Below are 26,087 nucleotides of genomic sequence, written 5' to 3'. Positions count from 1 at the left end.
CGGACACACTGCCAACAAGGAAACCGCACAATGGCACAAGTCATCAACACCAACACCATGTCGCTGAACGCCCAGCGCAACCTGAGCACCAGCGGCACCAACCTGGCCACCACGATCCAGCGCCTGTCCTCCGGCCTGCGCATCAACAGCGCCAAGGATGACGCGGCCGGCCTGGCCATTTCCGAGCGCTTCAGCACCCAGATCCGCGGCGCCAACCAGGCCGCCCGCAACGCCAACGACGGCATCTCGCTGGCCCAGACCGCCGAAGGCGCCCTGGGTGAAATCGGCAACAACCTGCAGCGCGTCCGTGAACTGGCCGTGCAGTCGCGCAGCGCCACCAACTCCGATTCGGACCGCCAGGCGCTGAACGCGGAAGTCCAGCTGCTGAAGCAGGAAATCCAGCGCGTCGCCGAGCAGACCAACTTCAACGGCACCAACCTGCTGGACGGCAGCTTCACCAACCAGGCCTTCCAGATCGGCGCCAACCAGGGCCAGACGATCAACATCTCGCAGGTCGCCAACGCCAACATCAGCAAGCTGGGCAACTGGACGACGGCATCCAAGGCGGCCACGGCTAGCGGTGACGTGCCCGTCGGTGGCGCCAAGGATGCGATCGCGAATGCAACGGCAGGAACGATCAATGGCGCCAGCTTGGAGGATGCCACTGGCGCCGACGGCGCAAGGGCGTACGCAGCGTTCTCGTTCAGCATGTCCGGCGTTCAGATTGATGTTGCTGGCGTCACCGGCGGCGCAGATGTCGCCGCCGCACGCACGTCGATGATTGCCAACATCAACACGGCGCTTGCTGCAAAGTCCAGCGAACTGGCTGCGGCTGGCGTGTCCACGTCCTCAGCTGCCGGCGCCATCACCGTTTCGAACTCCGGTAAAGGCTTCAGCATCACTGGCGCGCCTTTCGTTGCTGCTGGCGTGACCGTCGCTGACGCCACTCAGATCGCAGAGGCCGCCGACTTCTCGACCGGCGTCACCGCTGGCCAGCTGCAGATCAGCAAGAGCGATGGTTCGGGCTTCGTCGACATCACCGTCGGTGGCGCAAAGACCGCTGGCGATCGCAGCACCGCGCTGGTCAACGCAATCAATGCGAAGACCCACGAAACGGGCGTCACCGCGTCGCTGCTGGAAGGCAAGCTGCAGCTGACCTCGGAAAAGGCCAACTTCGAAGTGAAGAGCAGCCTGACTGCCGACAAACTGAAGGATGCCACCGGCCTCGCCGCCACCACCGCCAAGTTCACTGCCGGCAAGGCTGCTGAAGGCTTTGCCGACCTGGACATCTCGTCCAAGGACGGTGCCGACAACGCCATCCTGGCAATGGACGCAGCCCTGAACTCGATCAACTCCTCGCGAGCTGACCTGGGCGCCATCCAGAACCGCTTCACCTCGGTGGTTGCGAACCTGAACACCTCGTCGGAAAACATGTCCGCAGCCCGTAGCCGCATCCGCGACGTGGATTACGCTTCGGAAACCGCCGAGCTGACCCGCAACCAGATCCTGCAGCAGGCCGGTACCGCCATGCTGGCCCAGGCCAACCAGTCCAGCCAGAACGTGCTGAGCCTGCTGCGCTGATCCAGCGGTAGTACCTTGCAGTAACGGGAAGGGGGCGAAAGCCCCCTTCTTCGTGTCCGGAACAAACGTGGCACGGAGCTTGCAGCACGCCGGGATGCGCCCAGGCGCTCAAGCTCGTCCATCACCCGCCGATAGCAGATGCAGGACATCCGCACGGCCCGTCCCAGAACAAGGATCCCCTTCATGGCCCTCGGCACGATTGGCTCCGGCCTCGACATTCCCTCCCTGGTTTCACAGCTGGTCGCCAAGGAGCGCGAACCCCGGGAAAAGCAGATCAATACCGCCGGCGTGGCCGCCAGCGCCAAACTCTCGGCGCTGGGCACCATCAAGAGCGGCATGACCGGTCTGCAGACGGCACTGACCGCGCTGACGAAGGGCATGGCCACCCCCGGGCTGAAGACCAGCACGCCGACCGAGTCCAATTTCACCGCCGCATTGGATACCAGCACCACGGCTGGCAAGGCAGCCGCGGGTACCCACCAGGTGGAAGTCAAATCCCTGGCACAGAACCAGAAGCTGAGTTCGAAGGCCTATGAGAAAGAGGCGGTCGTCGGTGACGGCACGCTGACGATCGGTTATGGCGACAAGAGCGTCAGTGTCACCATCGAAGCGGGCGCAACGCTGGCCAAGATCGCGGCGGAGATCAATTCCGCCGCCGCCAGCAAGGGCGTGACCGCGGCGGTCGTCACCGCCGACGATGGCGAGCACCTGGTGCTGACGGCGGTCGACGCCGGCAGCAAGGGCGCCCTCAAGGTCAGCGCCAGCGGTGGCAACGGCGGGCTCGCGGCGCTGCAGTACGATGGTACCGATGCCTCGACGATGGATGTCATGGTCGAAGCCAAGGATGCGGTGGTGGTGGTGGACGGGTTCACCCGGACCAGCAGCTCCAACACCATTACCGATCTGGTGCCGGGCGTCAGCCTGACGTTGACCAAGGCCAAGGAAGGCGAGACCCAGACGCTGACCATCAGCCCGGACAACAGCACGCTCAAGACCAACCTCAACGCGTTCATCACCGCCTACAACTCCATCCAGTCCACGCTCAAGAACTCCAGCGCCTACAACGCCGAAACCGGCACCGCCTCGACCATGACCGGCGATGCCATGGTGCGCGGCCTGCAGCAGCAGCTGCGCGGCCAGATAAGCGCAAACGTCAACGACCTCAAGGCGCTGGGCGTGACCATCGCCGCCGATGGCACCCTGAGCCTCAACTCGACCACGCTCGATACGGCGTTGTCCAAGAATCCCGAGGCCGCCACGAAACTGTTCGGCGCCGAGGGCGCCATGGGCAAGCCGTTGACCGAGCTGCTCAAGAGCAATCTCGATGCGACCACGGGCACCATCACCCAGCGCACCAGCTCGCTCAACAAACAGATCAAGGCGCTGGAAAAGCAACTGGACGACCTGGATGCGCGGATGGAAAAAGTCTCCGATCGCTACACCAAGCAGTTCACCGCCATGGAAACGCTGGTCACCCAGATGCAATCGGCCAGCAGCTCGCTGGCCTCGCAGCTGACCAGCTGATCCGCCCTGCCTTCCCCCTTTGCATACGGCAGCCTCAAGTCGGCGGCCGTATGCGCCGATAACCCAGTAAGACCTGTGCCACGCTGCGCCAACCGCGCAGGTACTCCGGCACGCAGGCAACTCAGGAGAGTCCATTCATGTACGGTCCCAATCGGCAGTTCGCCGAGCAGTACCGCAAGGTCGGCGTCACCACTTCAGTGGTCGATGCCGATCCACACAAGCTCGTCGCCCTGCTGCTGGCCGGCGCCTGCGAACGCATCCGTACCGCCGAAGCATCGCTGCAGCGCAATGATCAGCCGCGCAAGGGCAAGGCGATCGGCGAAGCCTGCGCCATCGTCGGGCACCTCAACGGGTCGCTGGATCATGAGGCCGGCGGAGAGATCGCGGCCAACCTTTCGGCACTCTACGATTTCATCATCATGCGCCTGACCGAGGCCAACCTGCACAACGATCCGACGGCATTGAAAGAGGCCCTTGGACTGGTGATGGAAATCGACTCGGCGTGGAACGCCATTCCGGCCGACCACCGCCAGGTGCGGCCGGTTGCTGCGCCATGAACCTGCGCCCGCTCCACGACACCCTGGATACCCTGGAAGCTGCGTTGCCCAGCGGCGACCACGAAGCCAGCCAACGCCTGATGACCGACCATCTGCAGGCGGTCGCGGCGCTGTCGCTGGTGGTTGAACGCCCGACCGATGCTGCGATCCAGGCGTTGCGCGACCATCAGCAGCGCGTGCTTTCGCGCATGGTCCAGCTGCGCGACGAAGCTGCCGCGCAGTTGCAGCACAGCGGTCGCTCCCTCCGCGCCGCCCACGCCTACCTGCAGGCAGAGGCACTGTGATCGCCTCGCTTGGCTCGATCAACGCACGGCTGGATGCACTGGAAGCGGCGCTGCAGGATGAGAACCTCGTCGAAGCGGGTCGCCAGCTGGATGCCCTCGATGCCGCCCAGCGCAATTATCTGGCCGGTCCATCAGCCCTGTTCGACGTGCCGGGGCTGGCTTCACTACAGGCACGCCAGCAGCGCATCATGCTGTTCATGATGCGGCAGCGCGAGGGAGCCAGCCGCTCTGGCCGTGACCATCGCCACCCACCCCGCGCCGCACAGGCGCGCCTTTGCGCAGAATCCCTGTCATGAACGAGCTTCGCACCAGCGCCATCCATCACCCGGCCGAAAGCGAGCTGTTCGATGAGACGCTGAGCTGCGAAGTGGCGCTGCCGGCCGAGTTCCGCATCGGCAGCGCGGTGATCCGCCCCGGCACGGCCGAGACCCTGCTGCGCAGCGTGGCGCTGGTGGAGGATGCCCGCAGCGATGACGGTCATGACGACCGCAGCGATGCCACGCTTCAGGTGCAGCGCCTGGAAGCCAAGCTCGATCTGGTCATGGTGCTGCTGGGCCGCCTGGTCCGGCAGAGTGCGCAGGACCTGCCACTGCGCCCCCTGCGCTGGTCACGCCGTGGCATCCGCCTGGAACAGGGCAGCCGCAGCGGCGCCGCACCGGGCAGCATGGGCGTGATCCGCCTGCAGCCCTGCGATTGGCTGCCCGACCATATCGACCTGCCCGTGGTGATCGTGGCCGAAGCGGCCAATGGCTCGGGCGCGCATTACCTGTGGTTGCGTTTCGAAGGGCTGAGCGACGCGCTGGAAATGGCCCTGGAGCGGCATCTGTTCCGCCTGCACCGCCGCCAGATCGCCGAAGCGCGTCGCCTGCGTTGACCGTACGGCCCCGACTGTGACGTATTCGGCTTGGCGGTAGGCCTTCACTCCGTTAAGGTGACGGCCTCCCCGCTCCCCAAGCAGCCTGTGCGCGTTCTCATCGTCGATGATCACACCCTGGTCCGTGCCGGCCTCAGTCGCCTGCTGCAGGGCTTTGCCGACGTCGAGGTCATCGCCGAGGCCAGCAACGCCGAGCAGGCGCTGCAGCTGAGCGTGCAGCATTCCCCGGACGTGGTCCTGATGGACCTGTCCCTGCCCGGCCGCACCGGCCTGGAAGCCCTGAGCGACATCCTGCTGCGTACGCCCGGCTCGCGCGTGGTGATGATGACCATGCACGACGATGCCGTGCATGTGCGCGATGCGCTGGACCGTGGCGCGGTCGGCTTCGTGGTGAAGGATGCCGCCCCGCAGGAACTCGAACTCGCCCTGCGCGCCGCGCATGCCGGTCAGGTGTTCCTCAGTCCGCAGATCTCGGCCAAGATGCTGGCGCCCATGCTGGGCAGGGAAAAGCCGGTCGGTGTGGCCGCACTGTCGCCGCGCCAGCGCGAGATCCTGCGTCAGATCGGCAAGGGCGAGAGCAACAAGGAAATCGCGGCGGACCTGGGCATCAGCGTCAAGACGGTGGAGACGCACCGCGCCCGCATGATGGAGTCGCTGGGCTGCCGCCGTGCCAATGATCTGGTGCTGCTCGCCGCCCGTCATCAGCACGAGCTGGAGTGATTCGCGCCGGTTCTCCGGCGCACGGCGTGTGTCCACCGGGCAGGGCGACGGATTTTTGAAGCCCGATCAGGCGGACTGGCACGGAAGAACAAGGCCTCGACCCCGGACACCCGTCAAAATACCGCGCCGATGTAGGGGCGGCCCCTACACGCTGTCAGGGATTTGACGACCCGACTCAGGAACCCCCTGATTCCCGGCGTACGGGAAGAGAAGCAAGATGTGTTCCATAACGCACCGGGGAGTCGGTGCGAACGGGACACCACTTTGAAAGCCTCCATGTCGACCCAGATGGGTCAGCAGCTCCACCTCACCCCGCAACTGCTGCAGTCGATCCGGCTGCTCCAGCTCGACGGCATGCAGCTGGAACTGGAAATCCGCCGCGCCCTCGAGACCAACCCGCTGCTCGAGATCGAAGAAGCGCCGGAGCCGGTGGCTGCCGACACCGCCGAAGCCACCACCGCCCAGGATGTGGCCGCCTTCGACGAACTGCCGGAAAGCACCATGTGGGACGTGGCCGGTGCCGGTTGGCAGGACGGTGACGATGACCGCATGCAGCGCGTGGCAGCCGGCGAGTCCTCCGATCCGCAGCTGCGCGCCCTGCAGCGGCTGGCGATGGAGCTGGATGACCGCGACCTGGCGGTGGCTGGTTTCTGGCTGGAGCACTGCGACGACGCCGGCTATCTGGATGCCCCGCTTGCCCAGCTGACCCTGCTCGCCAGTGCGCGCTGCGATGTGGACGCTGCCGGTGTGGAAGCGGTCCGTCAGCGAATCCTGCACGGCGATCCCATCGGCCTGGCCGCGCAGGACCTGTACGAATGCCTGAGCGTGCAGCTGCGCGCCCTGCCCGGCCGCGTGCCGGCCCGCCACCTCGCCCAGCGCGTCCTCGACGACGGCCTGGCCGCGCTGGCCGCACACGACTACCCGGCCCTGGCCCAGCAGCTGGATGCCGAAGTGGCCGACATCCATGAGGCCGTCCGGCTGATCCTGTCGCTGCAGCCCCGCCCGGGCGAGAGCCTGCTGCCGGACAGCAACGGCGTCGTGATTCCGGACGTGGTCGCCTGGCATGCCGATGGTCAGTGGCGCGTCGCGCTGAACCCGGCCACCAGCCGCCGCCTCAGTATCAACCCGCACTACGAACAGGCCCTGGCCGAGACCAGCGAAGCGGCGCAGCCGCTGCGTGACATGCTGCAGGAAGCGCGCTGGCTGACCCGCGGCCTGTCGATGCGTTACGACACCCTGCTGCGCACGGCGCGCGTGATCATCGAACGCCAGGCCGGCTTCCTGACCCGTGGCGAAGAAGCCATGGCGCCGCTCACCCTGAAGGAAGTGGCCGACGCGATCGGCATGCACGAGTCCACCGTCTCGCGCATCACCACCGGCAAGTACCTGCAGACCCCGCGCGGCACGCTGGAGCTGAAGCACTTCTTCGCCGTGCGCCTTGAAGGTGCCAGCGTCTCCGGCCAGGCCGTCAAGGCCATGGTGCGCCGTCTCATCGAATCCGAACCGGCTGCCCGGCCGCTGGCCGATGAAGCCATCGCCGGCCTGCTTTCGCGCCAAGGGGTGAACATCGCCCGCCGTACCGTTGCAAAATACCGCGAACAACTGGACATCGCCCCGGCGCGCGAACGCCGCCGCAGCCATGCCAGCACCCCGCACCTCCTGGCCCGGGTGGGCTGAAGGAAATGGAAGACATGAACAAGCTCACCGTCCTGCTGGTCGACGACCACGAAGGTTTCATCAATGCCGCCATGCGCCACTTCCGCAAGGTCGACTGGCTCGACGTGATCGGCAGCGCCGCCAATGGCCTGGAAGCGATCGAACGCTCCGAGTCGCTGCGCCCGAAGGTGGTGCTGATGGATCTGGCCATGCCGGAGATGGGCGGCCTGCAGGCGACCCGCCTGATCAAATCCCAGGATGATGCGCCGTACATCGTCATCGCCAGCCACTTCGATGACGCCGAACACCGCGAGCATGCGCTGCGCGCCGGGGCCGACAACTTCGTCAGCAAGCTGTCCTACATCCAGGAAGTGATGCCGATCCTGGAAGGCCTGAAGGGGAACGGATCATGAGCGAATCCCGCATCCTGGTACTGGACAACGACGCCGTCCGCGCCGAGCGCACCGTCGCCCTGCTGGAGTTCATGGACTTCAACCCGCGCTGGGTGGCCGATGCCAACGACTTCGACATCACCCGCCACCGCCCGAACGACTGGATGGCCGCGATCATCGGCGGGCTGGACAATTCCGACCGCAGCGACGCGCTGTTCGCCTGGCTGGGCAAGGGTGCCCTGCCCCCGCCGGTGATGCTGATCGACGGCGACACCACCGCATTCGCCCAGCAGTTCGGCCTGCACGAGGCCAATGTGTGGCCATTGGAAGCGCCGCTGCGCCACGCGCAGATGGAAGGCCTGCTGCGCCGTGCCAGCCTCAAGCGCCTGGATGCCGAGCACCAGGCCGGCGCCGTGCAGGACCAGGGCCCGACCGGCGATGGCGCGGCCGTCACCCAGCTGCGCCGGATGATCGAGCAGGTCGCCGCGTTCGACACCACCGTGCTGGTGCTGGGCGAATCGGGCACTGGCAAGGAAGTGGTCTCGCGCTCGATCCACCAGCGCTCGCCCCGCCGCGATGGCCCGTTCGTGGCGATCAACTGCGGCGCCATTCCGGCCGACCTGCTGGAAAGCGAATTGTTCGGTCACGAAAAAGGCGCCTTCACCGGCGCACTGAGCGCCCGCAAGGGCCGCTTTGAAATGGCCGAGGGTGGCACCCTGCTGCTGGACGAAATCGGCGACATGAGCCTGCCGATGCAGGTCAAGCTGCTGCGCGTGCTGCAGGAGCGCAGCTTCGAGCGCGTCGGTGGCAACCAGACCATCCGCTGCAACGTGCGCGTGATCGCCGCGACCCACCGCGATCTGGAATCGCGCATCGCCGACGGCAAGTTCCGCGAGGATCTGTTCTATCGCCTCAACGTGTTCCCGATCGATGTGCCGGCCCTGCGCGAGCGCAGCGAAGACCTGCCGGCACTGGTCACCACCATCGCCGGCCAGCTGGCCCGTACCGGGCGTGGTGAAGTGCGTTTCACCGGCGAAGCGCTGCAGGCCCTGGCCGCCTACGAGTGGCCCGGCAACGTGCGCGAGCTGACCAACCTGGTCGAGCGCCTTGCCGTGCTGCACCCCAGTGGCAACGTGCGCGTGCAGGACCTGCCGGCCCGTTATCGCGGTGACTTCGCCGCCGCCGCGCCGGTGGCCGTAGCGGCGCCAGCCGCCGTGGCCGACGAACGCCTGGACCTGCGCAGCTTCTCCTTCCACACCCCGGGCGCCCAGAGCACCCCGGCCCTGGACAACGGCAACGGCCCCGTCAGCCGCGCCCCGGCCCTGCCCGACGACGGCCTGGACCTGCGCAACCACATGGCCAACATCGAGTTGAACCTGATCAACGAAGCGCTGGAACGCACCCAGGGCGTCGTCGCCCACGCCGCCCAGCTGCTCGGCCTGCGCCGCACCACCCTGGTGGAAAAACTGCGCAAGTACGGCATCGAGCGCGACCAGACCGAACTGGCTGGCTGAGCCGATCAACACGTGGAAACCAGAAGCCCGGGCCTGTCCCGGGCTTTTTTGCGGATCTGTCAAATGGTCTCCGCCTCGAAGGCTCAGAGCACCCTCCGCCGGTTTTCCGGCGTCGACTCTCCGGCACGCCACCGCGTCACACCGCCGCTCGGCCACTCCCCGGCGCCTGACGAAGATCACGGCCGCGCCTGCAGGCGCCGCTGAATACGCAAACCCGCGCCACCCTTACAAAACTGAACCACTCATCCGTTTCGGCACGGCACTTGCAACGTATTCCCGTGTAACCCACCCCTGCTTCGGAACGTTCCAGATGTCGCACTCCGTCACCTCGATCCTTTCTCAGATCCGCACCTTCCAGACCCAGATAGGGCAGCCCGCCGTCAGTCCGCTGACGGAGCTGCCGCGCAGCAATGCCATCCAGGGTCTGGTGTCCCCCCAGGAGATCCAGGGCCCGAGCTTTACCGAAACGCTGCGCGGCGCCATCGCCGGCGTCAACGATGCGCAGCAGAAATCCGGTGCCTTGGCCAAATCCTTCGAACTGGGTGAACCCGGTGCGGACCTGGCCAAAGTGATGGTCGCCTCGCAGCAGTCCCAGATCGCCTTCCGCGCCACCGTGGAAGTCCGTAACCGTCTCGTCCAGGCTTACCAGGACGTGATGAACATGCCGCTGTAAGGATAGAAACGCATGGCCCTGTCGCTCTCCAAAGAATCGCTGAACACCGAAAAGGCTGGGCAGTGGTTCGACCGGCTGCAAAGCCTGCAGATCACCCGTCGGCTCGGCCTGATGGCGATGATCGCCGTGGCCGTGGCGGCAGGGCTGTTCGTGTTCTTCTGGTCGCAGAAGCCGGGCATGGTGCCGCTGTACACCGGGCTGGACCAGAAGGCCACGGCCGAGGCCACCGACCTGCTGCGCGCGGCGCAGATTCCCTTCCAGCTGGATCCCGCCACCGGCGGCATCACCGTGCCGGAAAAGAACCTGCACGATGCCCGCCTGAAGCTGGCCGGCTCCGGCCTGACCGACAGCGGCCGTCTGGGCTTCGAACTGATGGAGCGTGACCCGGGCTTCGGCGTCAGCCAGTTCATGGAAAACGCCCGCTACCAGCACTCGCTGGAAACCGAGCTCTCGCGCACCATCAACACGCTGCGCCCGGTCCGTGATTCGCGCGTGCACCTGGCCATCCCCAAGCCCAGCGCCTTCACCCGCCAGCGTGACGTGGCCAGTGCCTCGGTGGTACTGGAGCTGCGCGGTGGCCAGCAGCTTGAACGCGGCCAGATCGATGCGATCGTGCACATGGTCGCCGCCAGCATCCCGGACCTGGCGCCCGAGCGCGTCACCGTGGTGGACCAGAGCGGGCGCATGCTCAGCGTCTCCGATCCGAACAGCGAAGCGGCCATGAATGCCGCGCAGTTCGAGCAGGTGCGCCGCCAGGAAACCTCGTTCAATCAGCGCATCCGCGAGCTGCTCGAGCCGATGACCGGCCCCGGCCGGGTCAACCCGGAAGTCAGCGTGGACATGGATTTTTCGGTGATCGAAGAAGCCCGCGAGCTCTACAACGGCGAGCCGCAGAAGCTGCGCAGTGAGCAGATGAGCGAAAACAGCAGCAACGTGCCCGGCCCGCAGGGCGTGCCCGGGGCTGCCAGCAATACCCCGCCCGGCCCGGCCGCCGCACCGGCCACGGCGCAGGCGCCGACGGAAACCTCCAAGAACGCGACCCGCAACTACGAGCTGGACCGCACCCTGCAGCACACCCGCCAGCCGGCCGGCCGCATCAAGCGCGTCTCGGTGGCGGTGCTGGTGGACAACGTGCCGCGCGCAGGTGCCAACGGCAAGATGGTCGACCAGGCCCTCTCGGCGGCCGAGCTGACGCGCGTCGAAGCGCTGGTCAAGCAGGCGGTCGGCTTCGATGCCGAACGAGGCGACACGGTCTCGGTGATGAATGCCCCGTTCGTGCGCGAAGTGACGCCGGTCGAAGGGCCGAAGTGGTGGGAGCTGCCCCAGGTGCAGGACGCCTTGCGTCTGCTGCTCGGCGCGATCGTGGTGCTGGCCCTGGTGTTTGGTGTGCTGCGCCCGGCGCTGCGCTCGATCACCGGCCAGACCAAGCCCAAGGATGACGCGCTGGAACCCCACCGTGCCGATGTGCAGCTGGTCGACGATGGCGAAGGGCTGCCGGCGATCGGCAGCGAGCGCCTGCACGCGGCCGGACATGAACCGCTGGCGCTGCCGGTGGACTCTTACGAGGAACGACTGCGCATGGCGCGTGAAGCTGTAAAGACCGATTCCAAGCGCGTGGCCCAGGTGGTCAAGGGCTGGGTGGCCAATGATTGATGCACCTCCCCCGCTGACCGGCGTTCAGCGCGCTGCCGTCCTGCTGCTCTCGCTGGGTGAACTGGACGCGGCCGAAGTGCTGCGCCACATGGAGCCCAAGGAAGTCCAGAAGATCGGCATCGCGATGGCGACCATGACCGACATCACCCGCGAGCAGGTCGAGCGGGTCATGGACCAGTTCGGCAGCGAGCTGGGCTCCAAGACCTCGCTCGGCGTGGGCTCGGACGACTACATCCGCAACATGCTGGTGCAGGCGCTGGGCACCGAAAAAGCCGGCAGCCTGATCGACCGCATCCTGCTGGGGCGCAACACCACCGGCCTGGACGCGCTGAAGTGGATGGATCCGCGTGCCGTCGCAGACCTGGTCCGCAACGAGCACCCGCAGATCATCGCCATCGTGATGGCCCACCTGGAAACCGACCAGGCCGCCGACGCGCTCAAGCTGCTGCCCGAACGCACCCGCGTGGACGTACTGCTGCGCATCGCCACGCTGGATGGCATTCCGCCGAACGCGCTCAATGAACTCAACGAGATCATGGAGCGCCAGTTCGCCGGCAACCAGAACCTGAAGTCGTCCAACGTGGGCGGCGTGCAGTGTGCGGCCAACATTCTGAACTTCATGGACAGCGGCCAGGATCAGGCGATCCTGGGCGAGATCGCCCGCATCGATGCCCCGCTGAGCGGCCGCATCCAGGACCTGATGTTCGTGTTCGACGATCTGGTCGACCTGGACGACCGCGAACTGCAGCTGGTGCTGCGCGAAGTCAGCGGCGAGCGCCTCGGCCTGGCCCTGCGCGGCGCCGACATCAAGGTACGCGACAAGATCACCCGCAACATGTCCCAGCGTGCCGCTGAGATCCTGCTCGAAGACATGGAAGCCCGCGGCCCGGTGCGCCTGTCCGATGTGGAAGTGGCGCAGCGCGAGATCCTGGCGATCGTCAAGCGGATGGCCGATGAAGGCACCGTCACCATTGGCGGCAACGCGGAGGCCATGCTGTGAACAACGCCGTGCGCTGGCTTGCCCCGGACCTGCTGGCGGTGCCCGAGCCGCCGCCGGAAGAGCAGTTCGAGCTCACCGAACCGGATCCGGAGCACGAGCCGGAACCGCTGCTGCAGCTGCCGACCCTGGAAGAAATCCAGGCGATCCAGGACAGCGCCGAGAAAGACGGTTTCGATCAGGGGCACGCCGAAGGGCTGGCCCAGGGCCAGGCGGAAGTGCGCCGGCTGATCGCGCAGATCGAAGGCATCCTGGACAACTTCAGCCGGCCACTGGTGCGGCTGGAGAACGAAGTGGTCGCCGCACTCGGCGAGCTGGCAGTGCGGGTGGCCGGCAACCTGGTCGGGCGTGCCTACGAGGCCGAACCGGAACTGCTGGCGCAGCTGGTCAATGAAGCGGTGGATGCCGTTGGTGGCGCGAGCCGCGATGTGGAGGTCCGCCTGCATCCAGACGACATCGCTGCGCTGGCGCCGGTGCTCAACCTGGCCCCGAACCAGCGCCTGACGCCGGATCTGAGCCTGAGCCGCGGCGACCTGCGCGTGCATGCCGAGGCCGTGCGCATCGACGGCACGCTGGATGCACGCCTGCGCGGCGCCCTGGATGCGGTCATCCGCAAAGCCGGAACCACCCCATGAACACCGATACCCTGCCCCCACCCGCCGATTGGACCGCCGCGCGCAACCTGCGGCTGGCGTCGCGGCTGGACAACATCCGCCCGGATACCGCGCATGGCCGCGGCCTGATCCGCGAAGGCGTGCTGCGCCGCGCGGTTGGCCTGACGCTGGAAGCAGTCGGCTGTGAAGCGCCGATGGGCGCCAGCTGCAAGGTCGAGGTGGCCGACGGTGGCTGGGTCGATGCCGAAGTGGTCGGCTTCGCCGGTGAACGCACCTACCTGATGCCCAGCGCCGAACTGCACGGCCTGCTGCCCAATGCGCGGGTCGTGCCCTCGCTCGGCCGCGGTGGCGTGGAAGTGGGCGAAGGCCTGCTCGGCCGCGTGATCGACAGCGACGGCGTGCCGCTGGATGGCAAGGGCCCGATCCGCGCCGAAGGCACCGTCGGCATGGCCGGCGTCTCGATCAACCCGCTCTCGCGTGAGCCGATCACCCAGCCGCTGGACGTGGGCGTACGCGCCATCAACGCCTTGCTCCCGATCGGTCGCGGCCAGCGTGTCGGCCTGTTCGCAGGCTCCGGTGTCGGTAAATCGACCCTGCTGGGCATGATGACCCGCTACACCGCCGCCGATGTCATCGTGGTGGGCCTGATCGGCGAACGTGGCCGCGAGGTCCGCGATTTCGTGGAAAGCACGTTGGGCGAAGAAGGCCTGCGCCGCGCCGTGGTGGTGGCGGCCCCGGCCGACCGCCCGCCGCTGGCCCGCCTGCACGGTGCCTACCGCGCCACCGCGATCGCCGAGTGGTTCCGCGACCAGGGGTTGAACGTGCTGTTGCTCATGGACTCGCTGACCCGCTTCGCCCAGGCCCAGCGCGAGATCGGCCTGTCCGTCGGTGAGCCGCCGACCACCCGCGGCTATCCGCCCTCCGTATTCGCCAAGCTGCCCGCACTGGTTGAACGCGCGGGCAATGGCGCCAAGGGCCGCGGCTCGATCACCGCGTTCTACACCGTGCTGACCGAAGGCGATGATCCGCAGGATCCGATCGCCGATGCCGCACGCGCGATTCTTGACGGCCACATCCTGCTCTCGCGCCGCGTCGCCGACAGCGGCCTGTACCCCGCCATCGACGTGGAGTCCTCGGTCAGCCGCGTGGTCACGGAAATTGCCGACGAACCGTGGCGCCTGCGCATCCGCAAGCTCAAGCGGCTGGTCTCGGCGTATTCGTCCAACCGCGACCTGATCGCGATCGGCGCGTATCAGCGCGGCAACGATCCGGCGACCGACGAAGCGCTGGAGCGCTGGTCGGGCATTGTTGAATTCCTCGGCCAGGACGTCGGCAAAGCCGCCGACCTGCCGCACAGTCAGGCCGCCCTCAAGCGGCTGGTGGAACCAGAGAGTTAAGCCATGATCCAATCCAAGCGCTTCGACCCCTTGCTGAAACGTGCCCAGGACCACGAAGACGAGGTCGCCCGCGACCTGGCCGAGCGCCAGCGTGCGCTCGACACGCATGTGTCGCGCCTGGATGAGCTGCGCCGTTACGCCGAGGAATACGCCGGTGCCCAGATGTCGGCCACCAGCCCGGCCCAGCTGATGAACCGCCGCGCCTTCCTGGATCGCCTGGACAGTGCGGTCGCCCAGCAGCGCCAGACCGTGGACAACAACCGCGAGAAGGTGGACGCCGAGCGCGCCCGCCTGTTGCTGGCCAGCCGTGACAAGCAGGTGCTGGAACAGCTCGCCGCCAGCTACCGCGCGCAGGAAAAGGTGGTCACAGACCGCCGCGACCAGCGCGAGATGGACGATCTCGGCGCCCGCCGTTCGCGCCAGGCGCAGCGCGAAGAAGGCGAGAACGGAGGCAGCCCGTGATGCCTTCCGGCCTACTCGGCGGCGCCGCCTCCGCACAGAATGCGGGCGGCACCTCGTCCAGCCCCCGCGCGGACAGCACCCGCGGCACCGACCGTCGGGACTTTGACGCGCTGCTCAAGCCAGGTCGCGAGGCGCCCCGCAACGACACGCCGCGCAACGCCGGCAGCAGCCGCGACGCAGGCAAGAGCGCCACGACCGGCACCGCCAGCCAGGACAAGGACGCCGCGACACGCCCCGCCAGGCCCAGCGCCAGGAAGGCAGACGACACGGTCGCCCCCCCCGATACCGCTGCCACGGCACCGGCCACGGCGGAGAAGCCGGCCGCCGAACCGGCCGACGACACCGAGGCCGCATGGCCCCCGCTGGGGCTGGCCGGGCTGGCATTGAACGGCCTGCAGGTACCGGCGCCCACGCCCGTCACACCCGTGGCGACCGGCGCCGCCGCGGGCGCCAATGCGGCCCTGCCGGCCGTGGCCACCGCAGCCCCGGACGCCAACGCGACCCCGCCGGCGCTGGCAGCCGCGCCATCCACCGACGGCAGCATCGCCCTGCCCGCCTTGGCTGCCGAGGCTGCGCCGGCCGACGATGCCTTGCTGCTCAAAACCTTCACGGACGCCTTGAACGCGGCCACCAACGACGGCCCCGATGCCCCCGCCAGCCCGCTGCTGCATGCACTGCAGGGCATGACCGAGGCCAAGCCGACGGTGGCCAGCGTGTTCACCGGCTCGCCTACCGCCACCCCGCATCTGGGAGGTGAGGATTTCGACGATGCCGTCGGCGCGCGCGTCGGTTGGCTGGCGGACCAGAAGATCGGCCACGCCCACATCAAGATCACCCCGAACGACCTCGGTCCGATCGAGGTGCGCCTGCAACTGGACGGCGACAAGGTCCATGCGAGCTTCACTAGTGCCCACGCCGACGTGCGCCATGCACTGGAAAGCAGCCTGCCGCGCCTGCGCGACCTGCTTGGCGAGCAGGGCTTCCAGCTTGGCAATGCCGATGTAGGCCACCAGCAGACCGCGCCCGATGGCGGACGAGGCGATGGCCGCGGCGGAATGAATGGCGAGGACGGAGAACCGGCGCTGGCCGACACCACGCTGTCGCCCTCGCAGTTGATCCGCCAGCGCGGCCTGGTCGACGCCTACGCGTGATCGCACGCGGCGGCGCGGGCTCGACCGCGCCGCCAGAAAGCCGACACGTCGTCTTCAGCATTCAGGCACGGCCTTTGCATGTAGGCAGGAAGCAATCCTCTGGAGCTTCCCCTCGTGGCCGCAGCCGCCGATAAAACCAAGAAATCCGCCGAGAAGGACAAGACCGCCAAGCCGCGCAGTCCGCTCCTGGTCACCGCCCTGGTCGCGGTGCTCGCCGCTGGCGCCGCCGGTGGCGGGGTCTGGTACTTCACCCAGTCCAAGCATGATGACAAGGCCGCCAAGCCGGCCGCCAGCAAATCCGCGGTGCCTGCCCCGGCGCAGTACTTCGGCCTTGAGCCGCCGTTCGTGGTCAACCTCAACAGCAGCTTCGACGGCCCGCGCTACCTGCAGGTCGAAGTGCAGCTGATGAGCCGCGACCCGGCCGCGATGGAGGCGATCAAGCTGCATGCGCCAGCCATCCGCGCCAAGCTGCTGATGCTGTTCTCCCAGGTCGAGCCGAGCGACATCGCCGACCGCGCCGGCAAAGAGCGCCTGCAGGCCAGTTCACTGGCTGAAGTGCAGAAGCTGCTCAAGGCCGAGACCGGCAAGCCCGGTGCCGACGAATTGCTGTTCACCAGTTTCGTGACCCAGTAAGGGCGACCATGAATGACCTGCTTTCCCAGGACGAGATCGATGCCCTGCTGCATGGCGTGGACTCCGGTGCGGTTGAGACCGACCTCGATGCGCCCACGCCCGGCGAGGCGCGCTCGTACGATTTCGCCAGTCAGGACCGCATCATCCGCGGCCGCATGCCGACCCTGGAAATGGTCAACGAGCGCTTCGCGCGCCTGTGGCGCATCGGCCTGTTCAACCTGATCCGCCGCTCGGCTGAACTCTCCGTGCGTGGCATCGAGCTGATCAAGTTCAACGACTACATGCACTCGCTGTACGTGCCGACCAACCTCAACCTGATCCGCTTCAAGCCGCTGCGCGGGACCGGGCTGATCGTGTTCGAGCCGACGCTGGTGTTCGCGATCGTGGACAACTTCTTCGGCGGTGATGGGCGCTACCCGACCCGTATCGAAGGGCGCGAGTTCACCGCCACCGAGATGCGCGTGATCCACCTGCTGCTCAAGCAGACCTTCGCTGATCTGCAGGAAGCCTGGGCGCCGGTGATGGATGTGGAGCTGGAGTACATCAACTCCGAGATCAATCCGCACTTCGCCAACATCGTGACGCCGCGCGAGTACGTGGTGGTCTGCCGCCTGCATGTCGAGCTTGACGGCGGTGGCGGCGACATCCACGTCACCCTGCCCTACTCGATGCTCGAGCCCATCCGCGAGCTGCTTGACGCGGGCATCCAGAGCGACCGCAACGACCGCGACGCCAGCTGGGGCGTGATGCTGCGCGAGCAGCTCAACATCGCCGAGGTCACGCTCTCCAGCGTACTGGCCACCAAGCGCATGAGCCTGCGCGACCTGACCAAGCTGAAGATCGGCGATGTGCTGCCGATCGAGCTGCCCAAGCAGGTGCCGGTGTGCGTGGAAAACGTGCCGGTGTTCACCGGCGAGTTCGGCGTCGCCAACGGTTTCAACGCGGTGAAGATCACCGCCACCCATCCCCCGGGCATCCGCCCACGCGTTCCCGTACTGCAGGAAGACCCGCAATGAACGATATCGAATCCAACGCGCCGGCACCGGCACAGTTCACCCAGCTGCAGTCCGATGACACCACGGTCGGCGACGAGCTCAACCTGGATGTGATCCTGGATGTGCCGGTGACGCTGTCGCTGGAAGTGGGCCGCGCCCGCCTGCCGATCCGCAACCTGCTGCAGCTCAACCAGGGCTCGGTGGTGGAACTGGAGCGCGGTGCCGGCGAATCGCTGGACGTGTTCGTTAACGGCACCCTGATCGCCCATGGCGAGGTGGTGGTGATCAACGACCGCTTCGGCGTGCGCCTGACCGACGTGGTCAGCCCGAGCGAACGGATCCGGAGACTGCGTTGAGTGCCGGGCTGCTGATCGCGGCCGGCGCCTCGACCGTCAAGGTCGGCCAGCATGCCGCCGCTGCACCGGGCATGTTCGGTGCGGTGCTGGCACTGCTCGGCGTGCTGGCGTTGATCGTCGGGCTGGGCTGGTTGCTCAAGCGCATGCCCGGCAGCGGCTTCCGCCCGGCCGAGGGGCTGCGCGTGGTCGCCAGCCTGACCGTCGGCGCGAAGGAGCGCGTGGTGGTGGTCGAGGTCAATGGCACCCAGCTGCTGCTGGGCGTCACTGCCGGTGGCATCAACACGCTGCATCAGCTGCCCGACCCCCTGCCGGCCCCGACGCCGGCGCGCCTTCCCGATTTCAAACACCTCTCGAATTTCGCCCAGCTGCTGCAACAGCGGCTGCGCAAGGAACCCTGACCATGCGTGGCCCCCGTACTTCCTGGACCCGTTACCTGCCGCTGTTGCTGACCGCCCTGCTGTGCGCGCTGCCGGCCCTGGCCTGGGCCGCGCCCGGCGTGCCGGGTGTGCCGGCACTGCCGGATGTGAATGTCGGCAAGATCGGCGGGCAGCCGGTCAGCCTGCCTTTGCAGACGTTGCTGTTGATGACGGCGATCACCCTGATCCCGTCGATGCTGCTGGTGCTGACCGCCTTCACCCGCATCATCATCGTGCTGGGCCTGCTGCGCCAGGCGCTCGGCACCGGCCAGACCCCGTCCAACCAGGTGCTGCTCGGCCTGGCGCTGTTCCTCACCGCGATGGTGATGCTGCCGGTGTGGCAGAAGGCGTGGGGCAGCGGCATGGCGCCCTACCTCAACGGCGAGATCGATTTCCAGACGGCCTGGACCCTGACCACCCAGCCGCTGCGCGCCTTCATGCTGGCGCAGATCCGCGAGACCGATCTGATGACCTTTGCCGGCATGGCCGGCCACGGCACCTACGACAGCCCGGATGCCATCCCGTTCCCGATCCTGGTCGCCTCGTTCGTTACCAGCGAGCTCAAGACCGCCTTCGAAATCGGCTTCCTGATCTTCATTCCCTTCGTGATCATCGATCTGGTCGTGGCCAGCGTATTGATGTCGATGGGCATGATGATGCTCTCGCCGATGCTGGTCTCCGCCCCGTTCAAGATCCTGTTGTTCGTGCTGGTGGATGGCTGGGTTCTGGTGGTGGGCACGTTGGCTGCCAGCTTCAATGCAGTCTGACCGCCCCACCCTGTTGATCGAAACGGACCCGAGACTGACATGACGCCCGAACTTGCCCTGACCGAACTGCGTGGTGGCCTGATCACCGTGTTGTGGGTTGCCGGCCCGCTGCTGCTCACCGTGCTGATCGTCGGCGTGGTGGTCGGCGTGGTCCAGGCCGCGACCCAGCTCAACGAACCCACCATCGCCTTCGTCGCCAAGGCCGCGGCGTTGACCGTGGTGTTGTTCGCGCTGGGCAGCCTGCTGATCGGCCACCTGGTCGAGTACACCACGCTGCTGTTCCAGCGCATTCCCCATCTGATCGGCTGAGGCAGCCGCCGTGGATTCCGCAACCCAGATGGCCGCCGATGGCCTGCAGGCCTTCGGCATGATCGGCACGATCCTGTGGACCATGCTGCGGATCGGCGCGATGCTGATGGCCATGCCGCTGATCGGTACACGCGCGGTGCCGTCACGGATCCGCGTGCTGCTTGCCGGCGCATTGGCGATCGCGCTGTCGCCGATGCTGCCGCCGGTGCCGGAATGGACCGGCTTCGATGCGGCCACGGTGCTGACCATTGCCCGCGAACTGGCGATCGGCGTATCGATCGGCTTCCTGCTGAGGCTGGTCTTCGAAGCCGGCGCGATGGCCGGCGAGCTGGTCGCGCAGGGTACCGGCCTGGCCTTCGCGCAGATGAGCGACCCGCTGCGTGGCGGCAGTTCCGGCGTGATCGGGCAGTGGTTCTATCTGCTGTTCGGGTTGCTGTTCTTCACCGTCAACGGCCACCTGGCGCTGATCTCGCTGTTGATGGACAGCTACAAGGCCTTGCCGATCGGCACCTCGCTGCCCGATCCGCAGGCATTCCTGAGCATCGCCCCGACCTTCCTGCTGCAGGTGTTCCGTGGCGCGCTCACGCTGGCACTGCCGCTGACCGTGGCGATGCTGGCGATCAACCTGGCCTTCGGCGTGCTGGCCCGTGCGGCGCCTGCGTTGAACCCGATCCAGCTCGGCCTGCCGGTCGCACTGCTGCTGGGCCTGTTCCTGCTGACCGTGCTGGCCGGCGAGATGGGGCCGCCGGTGCAACGCCTGTTCGATGCGGCCTTCGATGCCGCCGACAGTGTCAGCCGCTGACCCGGGACACGCGGCGGGACACCTCCTGCCGCCATGGGTTGGGGGCACTCACGCCACTTGCGGGGCACCGGGGGCCTGACGGTAGTCTTGACCGCTCGACGGCAGTGCCTTTGCAACGCAACGACAGAATCTTCACCGTATCTTTGCGGTGATGGCCGTGCGTCCTGTCGTATCGCTCAGATGTTGACCAGGGAGAGTGTCTTCCATGCTGATCGGCAGCTATACCCCGTGGTTGGTGGTGATTTCGTTCCTTGTCGCAGTACTGGCCTCCTTTACCGCGCTGGATATGTCCAGCCGGGTGACGACCGCCACCACGCGCCGCACCACCTGGTTGTGGTTGGTCGGCGGCGGCTGCGCGATGGGGCTGGGCATCTGGTCAATGCACTTCATCGGCATGCTCGCCTTCCAGTTGCCGATCCCCCTCGGCTATGCGCTTGGCCTGACCACCGTCTCGCTGCTGGCCGCCATGGCCTCTTCCATCTTCGCGCTGTGGCTGGTCTCGCAGCCGACCCTGCCGCACGGGCGGCTGGCGCTTGGCGCCGTGCTGATGGGCAGTGGCATCGCCTCGATGCATTACCTGGGCATGGCCGCGCTGCACATGCAGCCCGGCATCGACTACCACGCCGGCTGGGTGGCGCTGTCGCTGCTGATTGCAGTGGCGGCCTCGTGGACGGCCCTGTTCATTGCCTTCCGCCTGCGCAGCACGCACCGCCGCCTGCGCGACCGCGCCGCACCGGCACTGGTGCTGGGCACCGCGATCGTGGGCATGCATTACACCGGCATGGCCGCCGCCCGCTTTCCGGCGGACAGCATCTGCGGTGCTGCGGCCGGTGATGGCCTGCAGGCGCAATGGCTGGCACTGGTGGTGCTGGCCCTGACCATCGCGATCCTGGCGGTGGTCCTGATCGTGTCCTGGCTGGACCAGCGCATGGAGGCGCAGCTGCTGCGGCTGCGCAACACCGACCTGAGCAGCTCGCTGGATGATGCGCAGGCGGAGTTGACCCAGGCGGCCCTGCACGATCCCCTGACCCGCCTGCCGAACCGCCGGCTGCTGCAGCAGCGCATCGAGCAGGCCCTGGCCGAGGCCGAGCAGCGCGGCAGCCGCTTCGCGGTGATGTTCATGGATCTGGACGGCTTCAAGCAGGTCAACGATGCCTACGGCCACCAGACCGGCGATGCGCTGCTGGTGGCCGTCGCCGACCGCACCCGCAAGCTGCTGCGGCCGGCGGACATGCTGGCACGGCTGGGCGGCGATGAGTTCGTGCTGGTGGTGCCGATCGAGAACGACGAGGACGTGGCGACACTGGCCAGCCGCCTCATCCAGACCGTCGGCAACGAGCCACTGCTGCCGCGCCACGACCTGCAGGTGACCGCCAGCATCGGCATCGCGATCTGCCCGGACCACGCCGCCAGCGAGCGCCAGCTGATGGCCTTCGCCGATGCGGCGATGTACCAGGCCAAGGAAGCCGGCCGCAACGCCTACGTGCTGTTTGCGGACTGGATGAATGACAGCGCCGAGCAGCAGTTCCAGCTGCTGGCCGACCTGCGCCGCGCCATCGGCAGCGAGCAGCTGTTCCTGCACTACCAGCCCAAGACCCGCGTCGCCGGGCAATCGATCAGCGGCGCCGAAGCGTTGATCCGCTGGCGGCATCCGCAACAGGGCCTGATTCCGCCGGACCGCTTCATCCGGCTGGCCGAACGCAGCGGCGTGATCAACGAGATCGGGCGCTGGGCACTGGATGAAGCCTGCCGCCAGCTGCGCGTGTGGCACGACGCCGGGCATGACGCCTGGACGGTGTCGGTGAATCTCTCGCCGATCCAGTTCGCCTCGCCCAACCTGCTGAAGGAAGTCCGCGAGGCGCTGCAGACCCATCGCATCGAGCCGCGCCGGCTGATCCTGGAGATCACCGAAAACACGGTGATGCGCGATACCGAGGCCAGCCTGACCCTGTTGCAGGCCATGGCGGCGTTGGGGGTGGGCATCTCCATCGATGACTTCGGTACCGGCTACTCCAGCCTGTTGTACCTCAAGCGCCTTCCCGCCACCGAGATCAAGATCGACCATGCCTTCGTGCGCGACCTGGAAAACAGCTCCGAGGATGTGGTGATCGTCTCGGCGATCGTGGCCCTGGGGCATGCCCTGGACATGGACATCGTGGCCGAGGGGGTCGAGACCGCCGGTCAGCGCGCCTACCTGGAACGGCTGGGCTGTGATTACCTGCAGGGCTATCTGCTCGGCAGACCGGTAGACGCCCTGCGCTTCATGCAGCTGCATGATCTGCCCCGCCCCAGAGTGGAGGTTGCGGCAGGCTGGAAGGCCCAGGCGCGGCCAGGGGCCTCGGCGGGGTGATGCCGGCCCGGCGGGATGATGCAGGCCCGGTGAGGTAGTGCCGGCCGCTGGCCGGCTCCTCGAGGGCCAGCAGGCATCACCTTGAGCCGCCCCGCGGCCGGCACTACCTTGGCTCGCGGCTCACGGAACGGTTCTTGCACCGACCCGGGTATCTCCTCCCGTGTCGTGCCCTGATGTCCGAAAACGAACAAGCCGGCGAAAAGACCGAATTACCGACCGAAAAACGCCTGCGCGATGCCCGGGAACAGGGCAACATCCCGCGCTCGCGGGAGCTGGCGACGGCGGCCGTGTTCGGTGCCGGCGTACTGGCGTTGATGGCGTTCTCCGGCACCATCGCCAGCAACGCCAAGAGCTGGATGCAGTTCGCGCTCAGCCCCGAGCCGGGCCTGCGCCTGCACCCACAGGCGCTGTTCGGCCACTTCGGCGAATTGATGCTGCGCTTGATGCTGGCCATGTGGCCGCTACTCGTGATCTGTCTGCTGGCCTGTTTCCTGTCGCCGGTGGCGATGGGCGGGCTGCGCTGGTCGAACAAATCGCTGATGCCCGATTTCAAACGGCTCAGCCCGATGGCCGGCATGAAGCGCCTGTACGGGCCTGAAGCGATTGCCGAGTTCACCAAGTCGCTGCTGCGCATCGCCTTCGTCGGCACCGCGGCGGGGCTGGTGGTGTGGCACGGCACCCGCTCGCTGCGCGACCTGCTCAACCAGCCCCTCGAGGCGGCGATGGTGCATGGCCTGGGCTTCACCCTGAAGCTGATGCTGGCCACCGGCGGCGCGATGATGCTGCTGGCTGCCATCGATGCGCCGTACCAGCGCTGGAACTGGATGCGCAAGCTGAAGATGACCCGTGAAGAGCTGCGCCGGGAGATGAAGGAAAGCGAAGGCAGCCCCGAGGTCAAGGGCCGCATCCGCCAGCTGCAGCAGCAGATGTCCAACCGCCGGATGATGGAGGCGGTGCCCACCGCCGATGTCGTGGTGGTCAATCCCACCCATTACGCGGTCGCCCTGAAGTACGACGGCGGAAAGATGGGGGCGCCCACCGTGGTCGCCCTGGGCGTGGATGAAACCGCCCTGCGCATCCGTGAAGTGGCCGACGGCAACAAGGTCGCCATCGTCTCCGCCCCGCCTTTGGCACGCGCCTTGTATCGGGAAGGTCAACTTGGAAAGGAAATTCCCGTGAGACTGTATTCGGCCGTGGCCCAGGTGCTCTCCTACGTCTACCAGCTGCGCAGCTGGGGGACCGGCCCGATGCCGGCGGCACCGAGCATCGATATCGATGAATTCGGCAAGGGAGGCCGCCCATGAGCGCGCAACCTGCCGGGATGAACGTTCGCCGCGCGCTGGACATGATCCGCCACGGCCTGGGGGCCCCGCTGATCGTGCTGGCCCTGCTGGCCATGGTGGTGGTGCCGCTGGCGCCGCCGGTGCTCGATGCACTGTTCACCTTCAACATCGCCATCTCGCTGATGGTGCTGCTGGCGGTGGTCTACGTGAAGCGCCCGCTGGATTTCACCATCTTCCCGATCGTGCTGCTGGTCACCACGATGCTGCGGCTGGCATTGAACGTGGCCTCCACCCGCGTGATCCTGCTCAACGGCCAGAACGGCCACGAAGCGGCCGGCAAGGTGATCGCCTCCTTCGGTGAGTTCGTGATCGGCGGCAACTACGCGGTCGGCATCGTGGTGTTCGCGATCCTGACCATCATCAACTTCGTGGTGATCACCAAGGGTGCCGGGCGCGTCTCCGAAGTGACCGCACGCTTCATCCTCGATGCCATGCCCGGCAAGCAGATGGCGATCGACGCCGATCTCAACGCCGGTTTGCTGACGCGTGAAGAGGCCAAGGCCCGTCGTGAGGAGGTCCGCGAGGAAGCCGACTTCTACGGCGCGATGGACGGTGCCAGCAAGTTCATCCGCGGCGATGCGATCGCCGGCATCCTGATCCTGTTCATCAACCTGGTCGGTGGCCTGGCGGTCGGCGTGCTCCAGCACGGCATGCCGTTTGGGGATGCCGCCGCGACCTACACCCTGCTCTCCATCGGTGACGGCCTGGTCGCCCAGCTCCCGGCGCTGCTGGTGTCCTCGGCGGTCGCCATGCTGGTCACCCGCGCCTCGCGCTCGCAGGACATGGCCCAGGCCATGATGGGCCAGGTGTTCGGCCAGTACCGTGCGCTGACCATCGCCGCCGCGATTCTGGCGGTGGTCGGCCTGGTGCCGGGCATGCCCAACGTCGCCTTCTTGACGCTGGCCGCGATCCTCTTCTTCATCGCGTGGAAGGCCTGGAAGAAGAGCACGGCCGAAGCCCGCGCCGCCGAATCTCCCGCCGCCAACCGTCCCGATACCCTCGGCCTGCCCGGCGCCGCGCCCTCGCCCACCGCCGAGCTGACCTGGGATGAACTGCGCCCGGTCGATCCGCTCGGCCTGGAAGTCGGCTACCGGTTGATCCCGTTGGTGGACAAGAACCAGGGCGGCGAGCTGATGGCGCGGATCAAGGGGGTGCGCCGCAAGCTCACCCACGACATCGGCTTCCTGATTCCCTCCGTCCATATCCGCGACAACCTGGAACTGCCGGCCACCGCCTACCGTCTGCTGATCCACGGCGTGCCGGTGGCCACCGCCGAAATCCACCCCGACCGCGAACTCGCGTTGGACCCGGGCAGCGCCCTGGGGACCCTGGAAGGCATCGCCGGCAAGGATCCCGCCTTCGGCCTGGATGCGACCTGGATCCAGCCGCACCAGCGCGCCAATGCCGAATCGATGGGCTACACCGTGGTCGATCCGGCCACCGTGGTCGCCACCCATCTGTCGCACCTGATCCGTGAGCACGCCCCGGAGCTGCTTGGCCATGAAGAAGTGCAGCAGCTGCTGGCCAACCTGGCCAAGAGCGCGCCGAAGCTGGTCGAAGATCTGACGCCCAAGTCGCTGCCGCTGTCGGCCGTGGTGCGCGTGCTGCAGAACCTGCTGATCGAGCGCATTCCGATCCGCCAGCTGCGCAAGATCGTCGAATCGCTGGTGGAAAGCGCGCCGACCAGCCAGGACCCGGCCGTGCTCACCGCTGCCGTGCGCAACGCGCTGGGCCGTTTCATCGTGCAGGAGATCGCCGGGATGTCGCCGGAGCTGCCGGTCTTCACCCTCAACCCGCAACTGGAACGGGTCTTGCAGGAGTCCACGCAGGGCAACGGCGCCGCGCTGGAACCCGGACTCGCCGAGCGACTGCATCAAAGCCTGGCCGAATGTGTCGGCAAGCAGGAAGCGAAGAACGAGCCGGCGGTCGTGCTGGTGCCTGGCCCGGTTCGTGCCGCGCTGGCACGGCTGGTACGCCACAGCGTCCCCTCGCTGTCCGTACTCGCCTACAGCGAGGTGCCCGAGGACAAACGGTTGAAGCTGGTCGGCACGATCAGTTGAGCCGGAC

At 67.1% G+C, this 26,087-nt stretch carries 27 protein-coding genes; all 27 read left to right on the top strand.

Annotated features, from left to right (window positions below; all coding sequences use genetic code 11):
- Nucleotides 1–30 precede the first annotated feature (30 nt).
- Nucleotides 31–1,581: a flagellin gene (locus tag ABE422_RS01250; protein ID WP_346482283.1), complete on the top strand. Its 1,551-nt coding sequence runs from the start codon at nt 31–33 to the stop codon at nt 1,579–1,581.
- Between the two features lie 183 nt (nt 1,582–1,764).
- A complete protein-coding gene (fliD, locus tag ABE422_RS01245; protein WP_346481047.1) occupies nt 1,765–3,105 on the top strand; it encodes a flagellar filament capping protein FliD in 1,341 nt (446 codons plus the stop codon).
- A gap of 137 nt (nt 3,106–3,242) precedes the next feature.
- A complete protein-coding gene (gene fliS, locus ABE422_RS01240; protein ID WP_019184789.1) occupies nt 3,243–3,662 on the top strand; it encodes a flagellar export chaperone FliS in 420 nt (139 codons plus the stop codon).
- A complete protein-coding gene (locus ABE422_RS01235) occupies nt 3,659–3,946 on the top strand; it encodes a hypothetical protein (RefSeq protein ID WP_019184790.1) in 288 nt (95 codons plus the stop codon). Before fliS ends, ABE422_RS01235 begins: the two co-directional genes overlap by 4 nt.
- Nucleotides 3,943–4,242 carry a hypothetical protein gene (locus ABE422_RS01230; RefSeq protein ID WP_346482282.1) on the top strand — a complete coding sequence of 100 codons (300 nt, stop codon included), beginning with the start codon at nt 3,943–3,945 and terminating at the stop codon, nt 4,240–4,242. Before ABE422_RS01235 ends, ABE422_RS01230 begins: the two co-directional genes overlap by 4 nt.
- Nucleotides 4,239–4,820, top strand: a complete 582-nt coding sequence (locus ABE422_RS01225; protein ID WP_313218271.1) for a PilZ domain-containing protein — start codon at nt 4,239–4,241, stop codon at nt 4,818–4,820. Before ABE422_RS01230 ends, ABE422_RS01225 begins: the two co-directional genes overlap by 4 nt.
- 87 nt (nt 4,821–4,907) lie before the next feature.
- Entirely contained in the window at nt 4,908–5,540 is a 633-nt protein-coding gene (locus ABE422_RS01220) for a response regulator transcription factor (RefSeq protein ID WP_121036749.1), read from the top strand.
- 264 nt (nt 5,541–5,804) lie between these two features.
- Complete coding sequence (gene rpoN / locus ABE422_RS01215) at nt 5,805–7,217, top strand: RNA polymerase factor sigma-54 (protein ID WP_313218269.1); 1,413 nt, start codon at nt 5,805–5,807, stop codon at nt 7,215–7,217.
- 14 nt (nt 7,218–7,231) lie between these two features.
- Nucleotides 7,232–7,609, top strand: a complete 378-nt coding sequence (locus ABE422_RS01210) for a response regulator transcription factor (protein ID WP_026070040.1) — start codon at nt 7,232–7,234, stop codon at nt 7,607–7,609.
- Nucleotides 7,606–9,102 carry a sigma-54 dependent transcriptional regulator gene (locus tag ABE422_RS01205; RefSeq protein WP_313211862.1) on the top strand — a complete coding sequence of 499 codons (1,497 nt, stop codon included), beginning with the start codon at nt 7,606–7,608 and terminating at the stop codon, nt 9,100–9,102. Before ABE422_RS01210 ends, ABE422_RS01205 begins: the two co-directional genes overlap by 4 nt.
- A 310-nt stretch (nt 9,103–9,412) precedes the next feature.
- A complete protein-coding gene (gene fliE, locus ABE422_RS01200) occupies nt 9,413–9,775 on the top strand; it encodes a flagellar hook-basal body complex protein FliE (RefSeq protein ID WP_313211863.1) in 363 nt (120 codons plus the stop codon).
- A 12-nt stretch (nt 9,776–9,787) separates the two neighbouring features.
- Nucleotides 9,788–11,428: a flagellar basal-body MS-ring/collar protein FliF gene (gene fliF, locus ABE422_RS01195; RefSeq protein ID WP_346482281.1), complete on the top strand. Its 1,641-nt coding sequence runs from the start codon at nt 9,788–9,790 to the stop codon at nt 11,426–11,428.
- Nucleotides 11,429–11,441: 13 nt separating this feature from the next.
- The gene (fliG, locus tag ABE422_RS01190) at nt 11,442–12,428 is read left to right on the top strand and encodes a flagellar motor switch protein FliG (protein ID WP_026070041.1); all 987 of its coding nucleotides are present in this window, start codon (nt 11,442–11,444) and stop codon (nt 12,426–12,428) included.
- Nucleotides 12,425–13,060, top strand: coding sequence for a FliH/SctL family protein (locus ABE422_RS01185; protein WP_088435059.1), 636 nt, complete (start codon nt 12,425–12,427; stop codon nt 13,058–13,060). Before fliG ends, ABE422_RS01185 begins: the two co-directional genes overlap by 4 nt.
- Complete coding sequence (locus ABE422_RS01180) at nt 13,057–14,436, top strand: FliI/YscN family ATPase (RefSeq protein ID WP_346482280.1); 1,380 nt, start codon at nt 13,057–13,059, stop codon at nt 14,434–14,436. Before ABE422_RS01185 ends, ABE422_RS01180 begins: the two co-directional genes overlap by 4 nt.
- 3 nt (nt 14,437–14,439) lie before the next feature.
- Nucleotides 14,440–14,898, top strand: coding sequence for a flagellar export protein FliJ (gene fliJ / locus ABE422_RS01175; RefSeq protein WP_070471607.1), 459 nt, complete (start codon nt 14,440–14,442; stop codon nt 14,896–14,898).
- Entirely contained in the window at nt 14,898–16,049 is a 1,152-nt protein-coding gene (locus ABE422_RS01170) for a flagellar hook-length control protein FliK (protein WP_346482279.1), read from the top strand. Before fliJ ends, ABE422_RS01170 begins: the two co-directional genes overlap by 1 nt.
- A gap of 114 nt (nt 16,050–16,163) precedes the next feature.
- A complete protein-coding gene (locus ABE422_RS01165; RefSeq protein ID WP_313211868.1) occupies nt 16,164–16,682 on the top strand; it encodes a flagellar basal body-associated FliL family protein in 519 nt (172 codons plus the stop codon).
- An 8-nt stretch (nt 16,683–16,690) separates the two neighbouring features.
- Nucleotides 16,691–17,698, top strand: coding sequence for a flagellar motor switch protein FliM (gene fliM, locus ABE422_RS01160; protein ID WP_313211869.1), 1,008 nt, complete (start codon nt 16,691–16,693; stop codon nt 17,696–17,698).
- Nucleotides 17,695–18,033 (top strand): flagellar motor switch protein FliN, encoded by a 339-nt coding sequence (gene fliN / locus ABE422_RS01155; RefSeq protein WP_121036738.1) that lies wholly within the window; start codon nt 17,695–17,697, stop codon nt 18,031–18,033. The genes fliM and fliN overlap by 4 nt, the downstream gene beginning before the upstream one ends.
- On the top strand, nt 18,030–18,431 hold the full coding sequence (gene fliO, locus ABE422_RS01150) for a flagellar biosynthetic protein FliO (protein ID WP_346482278.1): 402 nt from the start codon (nt 18,030–18,032) through the stop codon (nt 18,429–18,431). Before fliN ends, fliO begins: the two co-directional genes overlap by 4 nt.
- Before the next feature lie 2 nt (nt 18,432–18,433).
- Nucleotides 18,434–19,216, top strand: coding sequence for a flagellar type III secretion system pore protein FliP (fliP, locus tag ABE422_RS01145; protein ID WP_121036736.1), 783 nt, complete (start codon nt 18,434–18,436; stop codon nt 19,214–19,216).
- A gap of 39 nt (nt 19,217–19,255) precedes the next feature.
- On the top strand, nt 19,256–19,525 hold the full coding sequence (locus ABE422_RS01140) for a flagellar biosynthetic protein FliQ (RefSeq protein WP_019184809.1): 270 nt from the start codon (nt 19,256–19,258) through the stop codon (nt 19,523–19,525).
- A gap of 10 nt (nt 19,526–19,535) precedes the next feature.
- Complete coding sequence (gene fliR, locus ABE422_RS01135; protein WP_313211871.1) at nt 19,536–20,327, top strand: flagellar biosynthetic protein FliR; 792 nt, start codon at nt 19,536–19,538, stop codon at nt 20,325–20,327.
- A 205-nt stretch (nt 20,328–20,532) separates the two neighbouring features.
- Entirely contained in the window at nt 20,533–22,677 is a 2,145-nt protein-coding gene (locus tag ABE422_RS01130) for an EAL domain-containing protein (RefSeq protein WP_346482534.1), read from the top strand.
- Between the two features lie 173 nt (nt 22,678–22,850).
- On the top strand, nt 22,851–23,981 hold the full coding sequence (gene flhB / locus ABE422_RS01125) for a flagellar biosynthesis protein FlhB (RefSeq protein ID WP_346482277.1): 1,131 nt from the start codon (nt 22,851–22,853) through the stop codon (nt 23,979–23,981).
- A 17-nt stretch (nt 23,982–23,998) separates the two neighbouring features.
- Nucleotides 23,999–26,080 (top strand): flagellar biosynthesis protein FlhA, encoded by a 2,082-nt coding sequence (flhA, locus tag ABE422_RS01120; protein WP_183073735.1) that lies wholly within the window; start codon nt 23,999–24,001, stop codon nt 26,078–26,080.
- The last annotated feature ends 7 nt before the right edge of the window (nt 26,081–26,087 follow it).

Source organism: Stenotrophomonas sp. TWI1151, from assembly GCF_039673135.1.
Classification (GTDB): domain Bacteria; phylum Pseudomonadota; class Gammaproteobacteria; order Xanthomonadales; family Xanthomonadaceae; genus Stenotrophomonas.
Note: the sequence above shows the minus strand (reverse complement) of the source record. Positions and strands in the feature narration are given on the sequence as shown.

Excerpts from the sequence above, each read along its gene's own strand:
- ABE422_RS01250 (WP_346482283.1), top strand. The coding sequence starts at position 31 with ATGGCACAAGTCATCAACACCAACACCATGTCGCTGAACGCCCAGCGC.
- fliD (WP_346481047.1), top strand. The coding sequence starts at position 1,765 with ATGGCCCTCGGCACGATTGGCTCCGGCCTCGACATTCCCTCCCTGGTT.
- fliS (WP_019184789.1), top strand. The coding sequence starts at position 3,243 with ATGTACGGTCCCAATCGGCAGTTCGCCGAGCAGTACCGCAAGGTCGGC.
- ABE422_RS01235 (WP_019184790.1), top strand. The coding sequence starts at position 3,659 with ATGAACCTGCGCCCGCTCCACGACACCCTGGATACCCTGGAAGCTGCG.
- ABE422_RS01225 (WP_313218271.1), top strand. The coding sequence starts at position 4,239 with ATGAACGAGCTTCGCACCAGCGCCATCCATCACCCGGCCGAAAGCGAG.
- ABE422_RS01210 (WP_026070040.1), top strand. The coding sequence starts at position 7,232 with ATGAACAAGCTCACCGTCCTGCTGGTCGACGACCACGAAGGTTTCATC.
- ABE422_RS01205 (WP_313211862.1), top strand. The coding sequence starts at position 7,606 with ATGAGCGAATCCCGCATCCTGGTACTGGACAACGACGCCGTCCGCGCC.
- fliE (WP_313211863.1), top strand. The coding sequence starts at position 9,413 with ATGTCGCACTCCGTCACCTCGATCCTTTCTCAGATCCGCACCTTCCAG.
- fliF (WP_346482281.1), top strand. The coding sequence starts at position 9,788 with ATGGCCCTGTCGCTCTCCAAAGAATCGCTGAACACCGAAAAGGCTGGG.
- ABE422_RS01180 (WP_346482280.1), top strand. The coding sequence starts at position 13,057 with ATGAACACCGATACCCTGCCCCCACCCGCCGATTGGACCGCCGCGCGC.
- fliJ (WP_070471607.1), top strand. The coding sequence starts at position 14,440 with ATGATCCAATCCAAGCGCTTCGACCCCTTGCTGAAACGTGCCCAGGAC.
- ABE422_RS01170 (WP_346482279.1), top strand. The coding sequence starts at position 14,898 with ATGCCTTCCGGCCTACTCGGCGGCGCCGCCTCCGCACAGAATGCGGGC.
- fliM (WP_313211869.1), top strand. The coding sequence starts at position 16,691 with ATGAATGACCTGCTTTCCCAGGACGAGATCGATGCCCTGCTGCATGGC.
- fliN (WP_121036738.1), top strand. The coding sequence starts at position 17,695 with ATGAACGATATCGAATCCAACGCGCCGGCACCGGCACAGTTCACCCAG.
- fliP (WP_121036736.1), top strand. The coding sequence starts at position 18,434 with ATGCGTGGCCCCCGTACTTCCTGGACCCGTTACCTGCCGCTGTTGCTG.
- ABE422_RS01140 (WP_019184809.1), top strand. The coding sequence starts at position 19,256 with ATGACGCCCGAACTTGCCCTGACCGAACTGCGTGGTGGCCTGATCACC.
- ABE422_RS01130 (WP_346482534.1), top strand. The coding sequence starts at position 20,533 with ATGCTGATCGGCAGCTATACCCCGTGGTTGGTGGTGATTTCGTTCCTT.
- flhB (WP_346482277.1), top strand. The coding sequence starts at position 22,851 with ATGTCCGAAAACGAACAAGCCGGCGAAAAGACCGAATTACCGACCGAA.
- flhA (WP_183073735.1), top strand. The coding sequence starts at position 23,999 with ATGAACGTTCGCCGCGCGCTGGACATGATCCGCCACGGCCTGGGGGCC.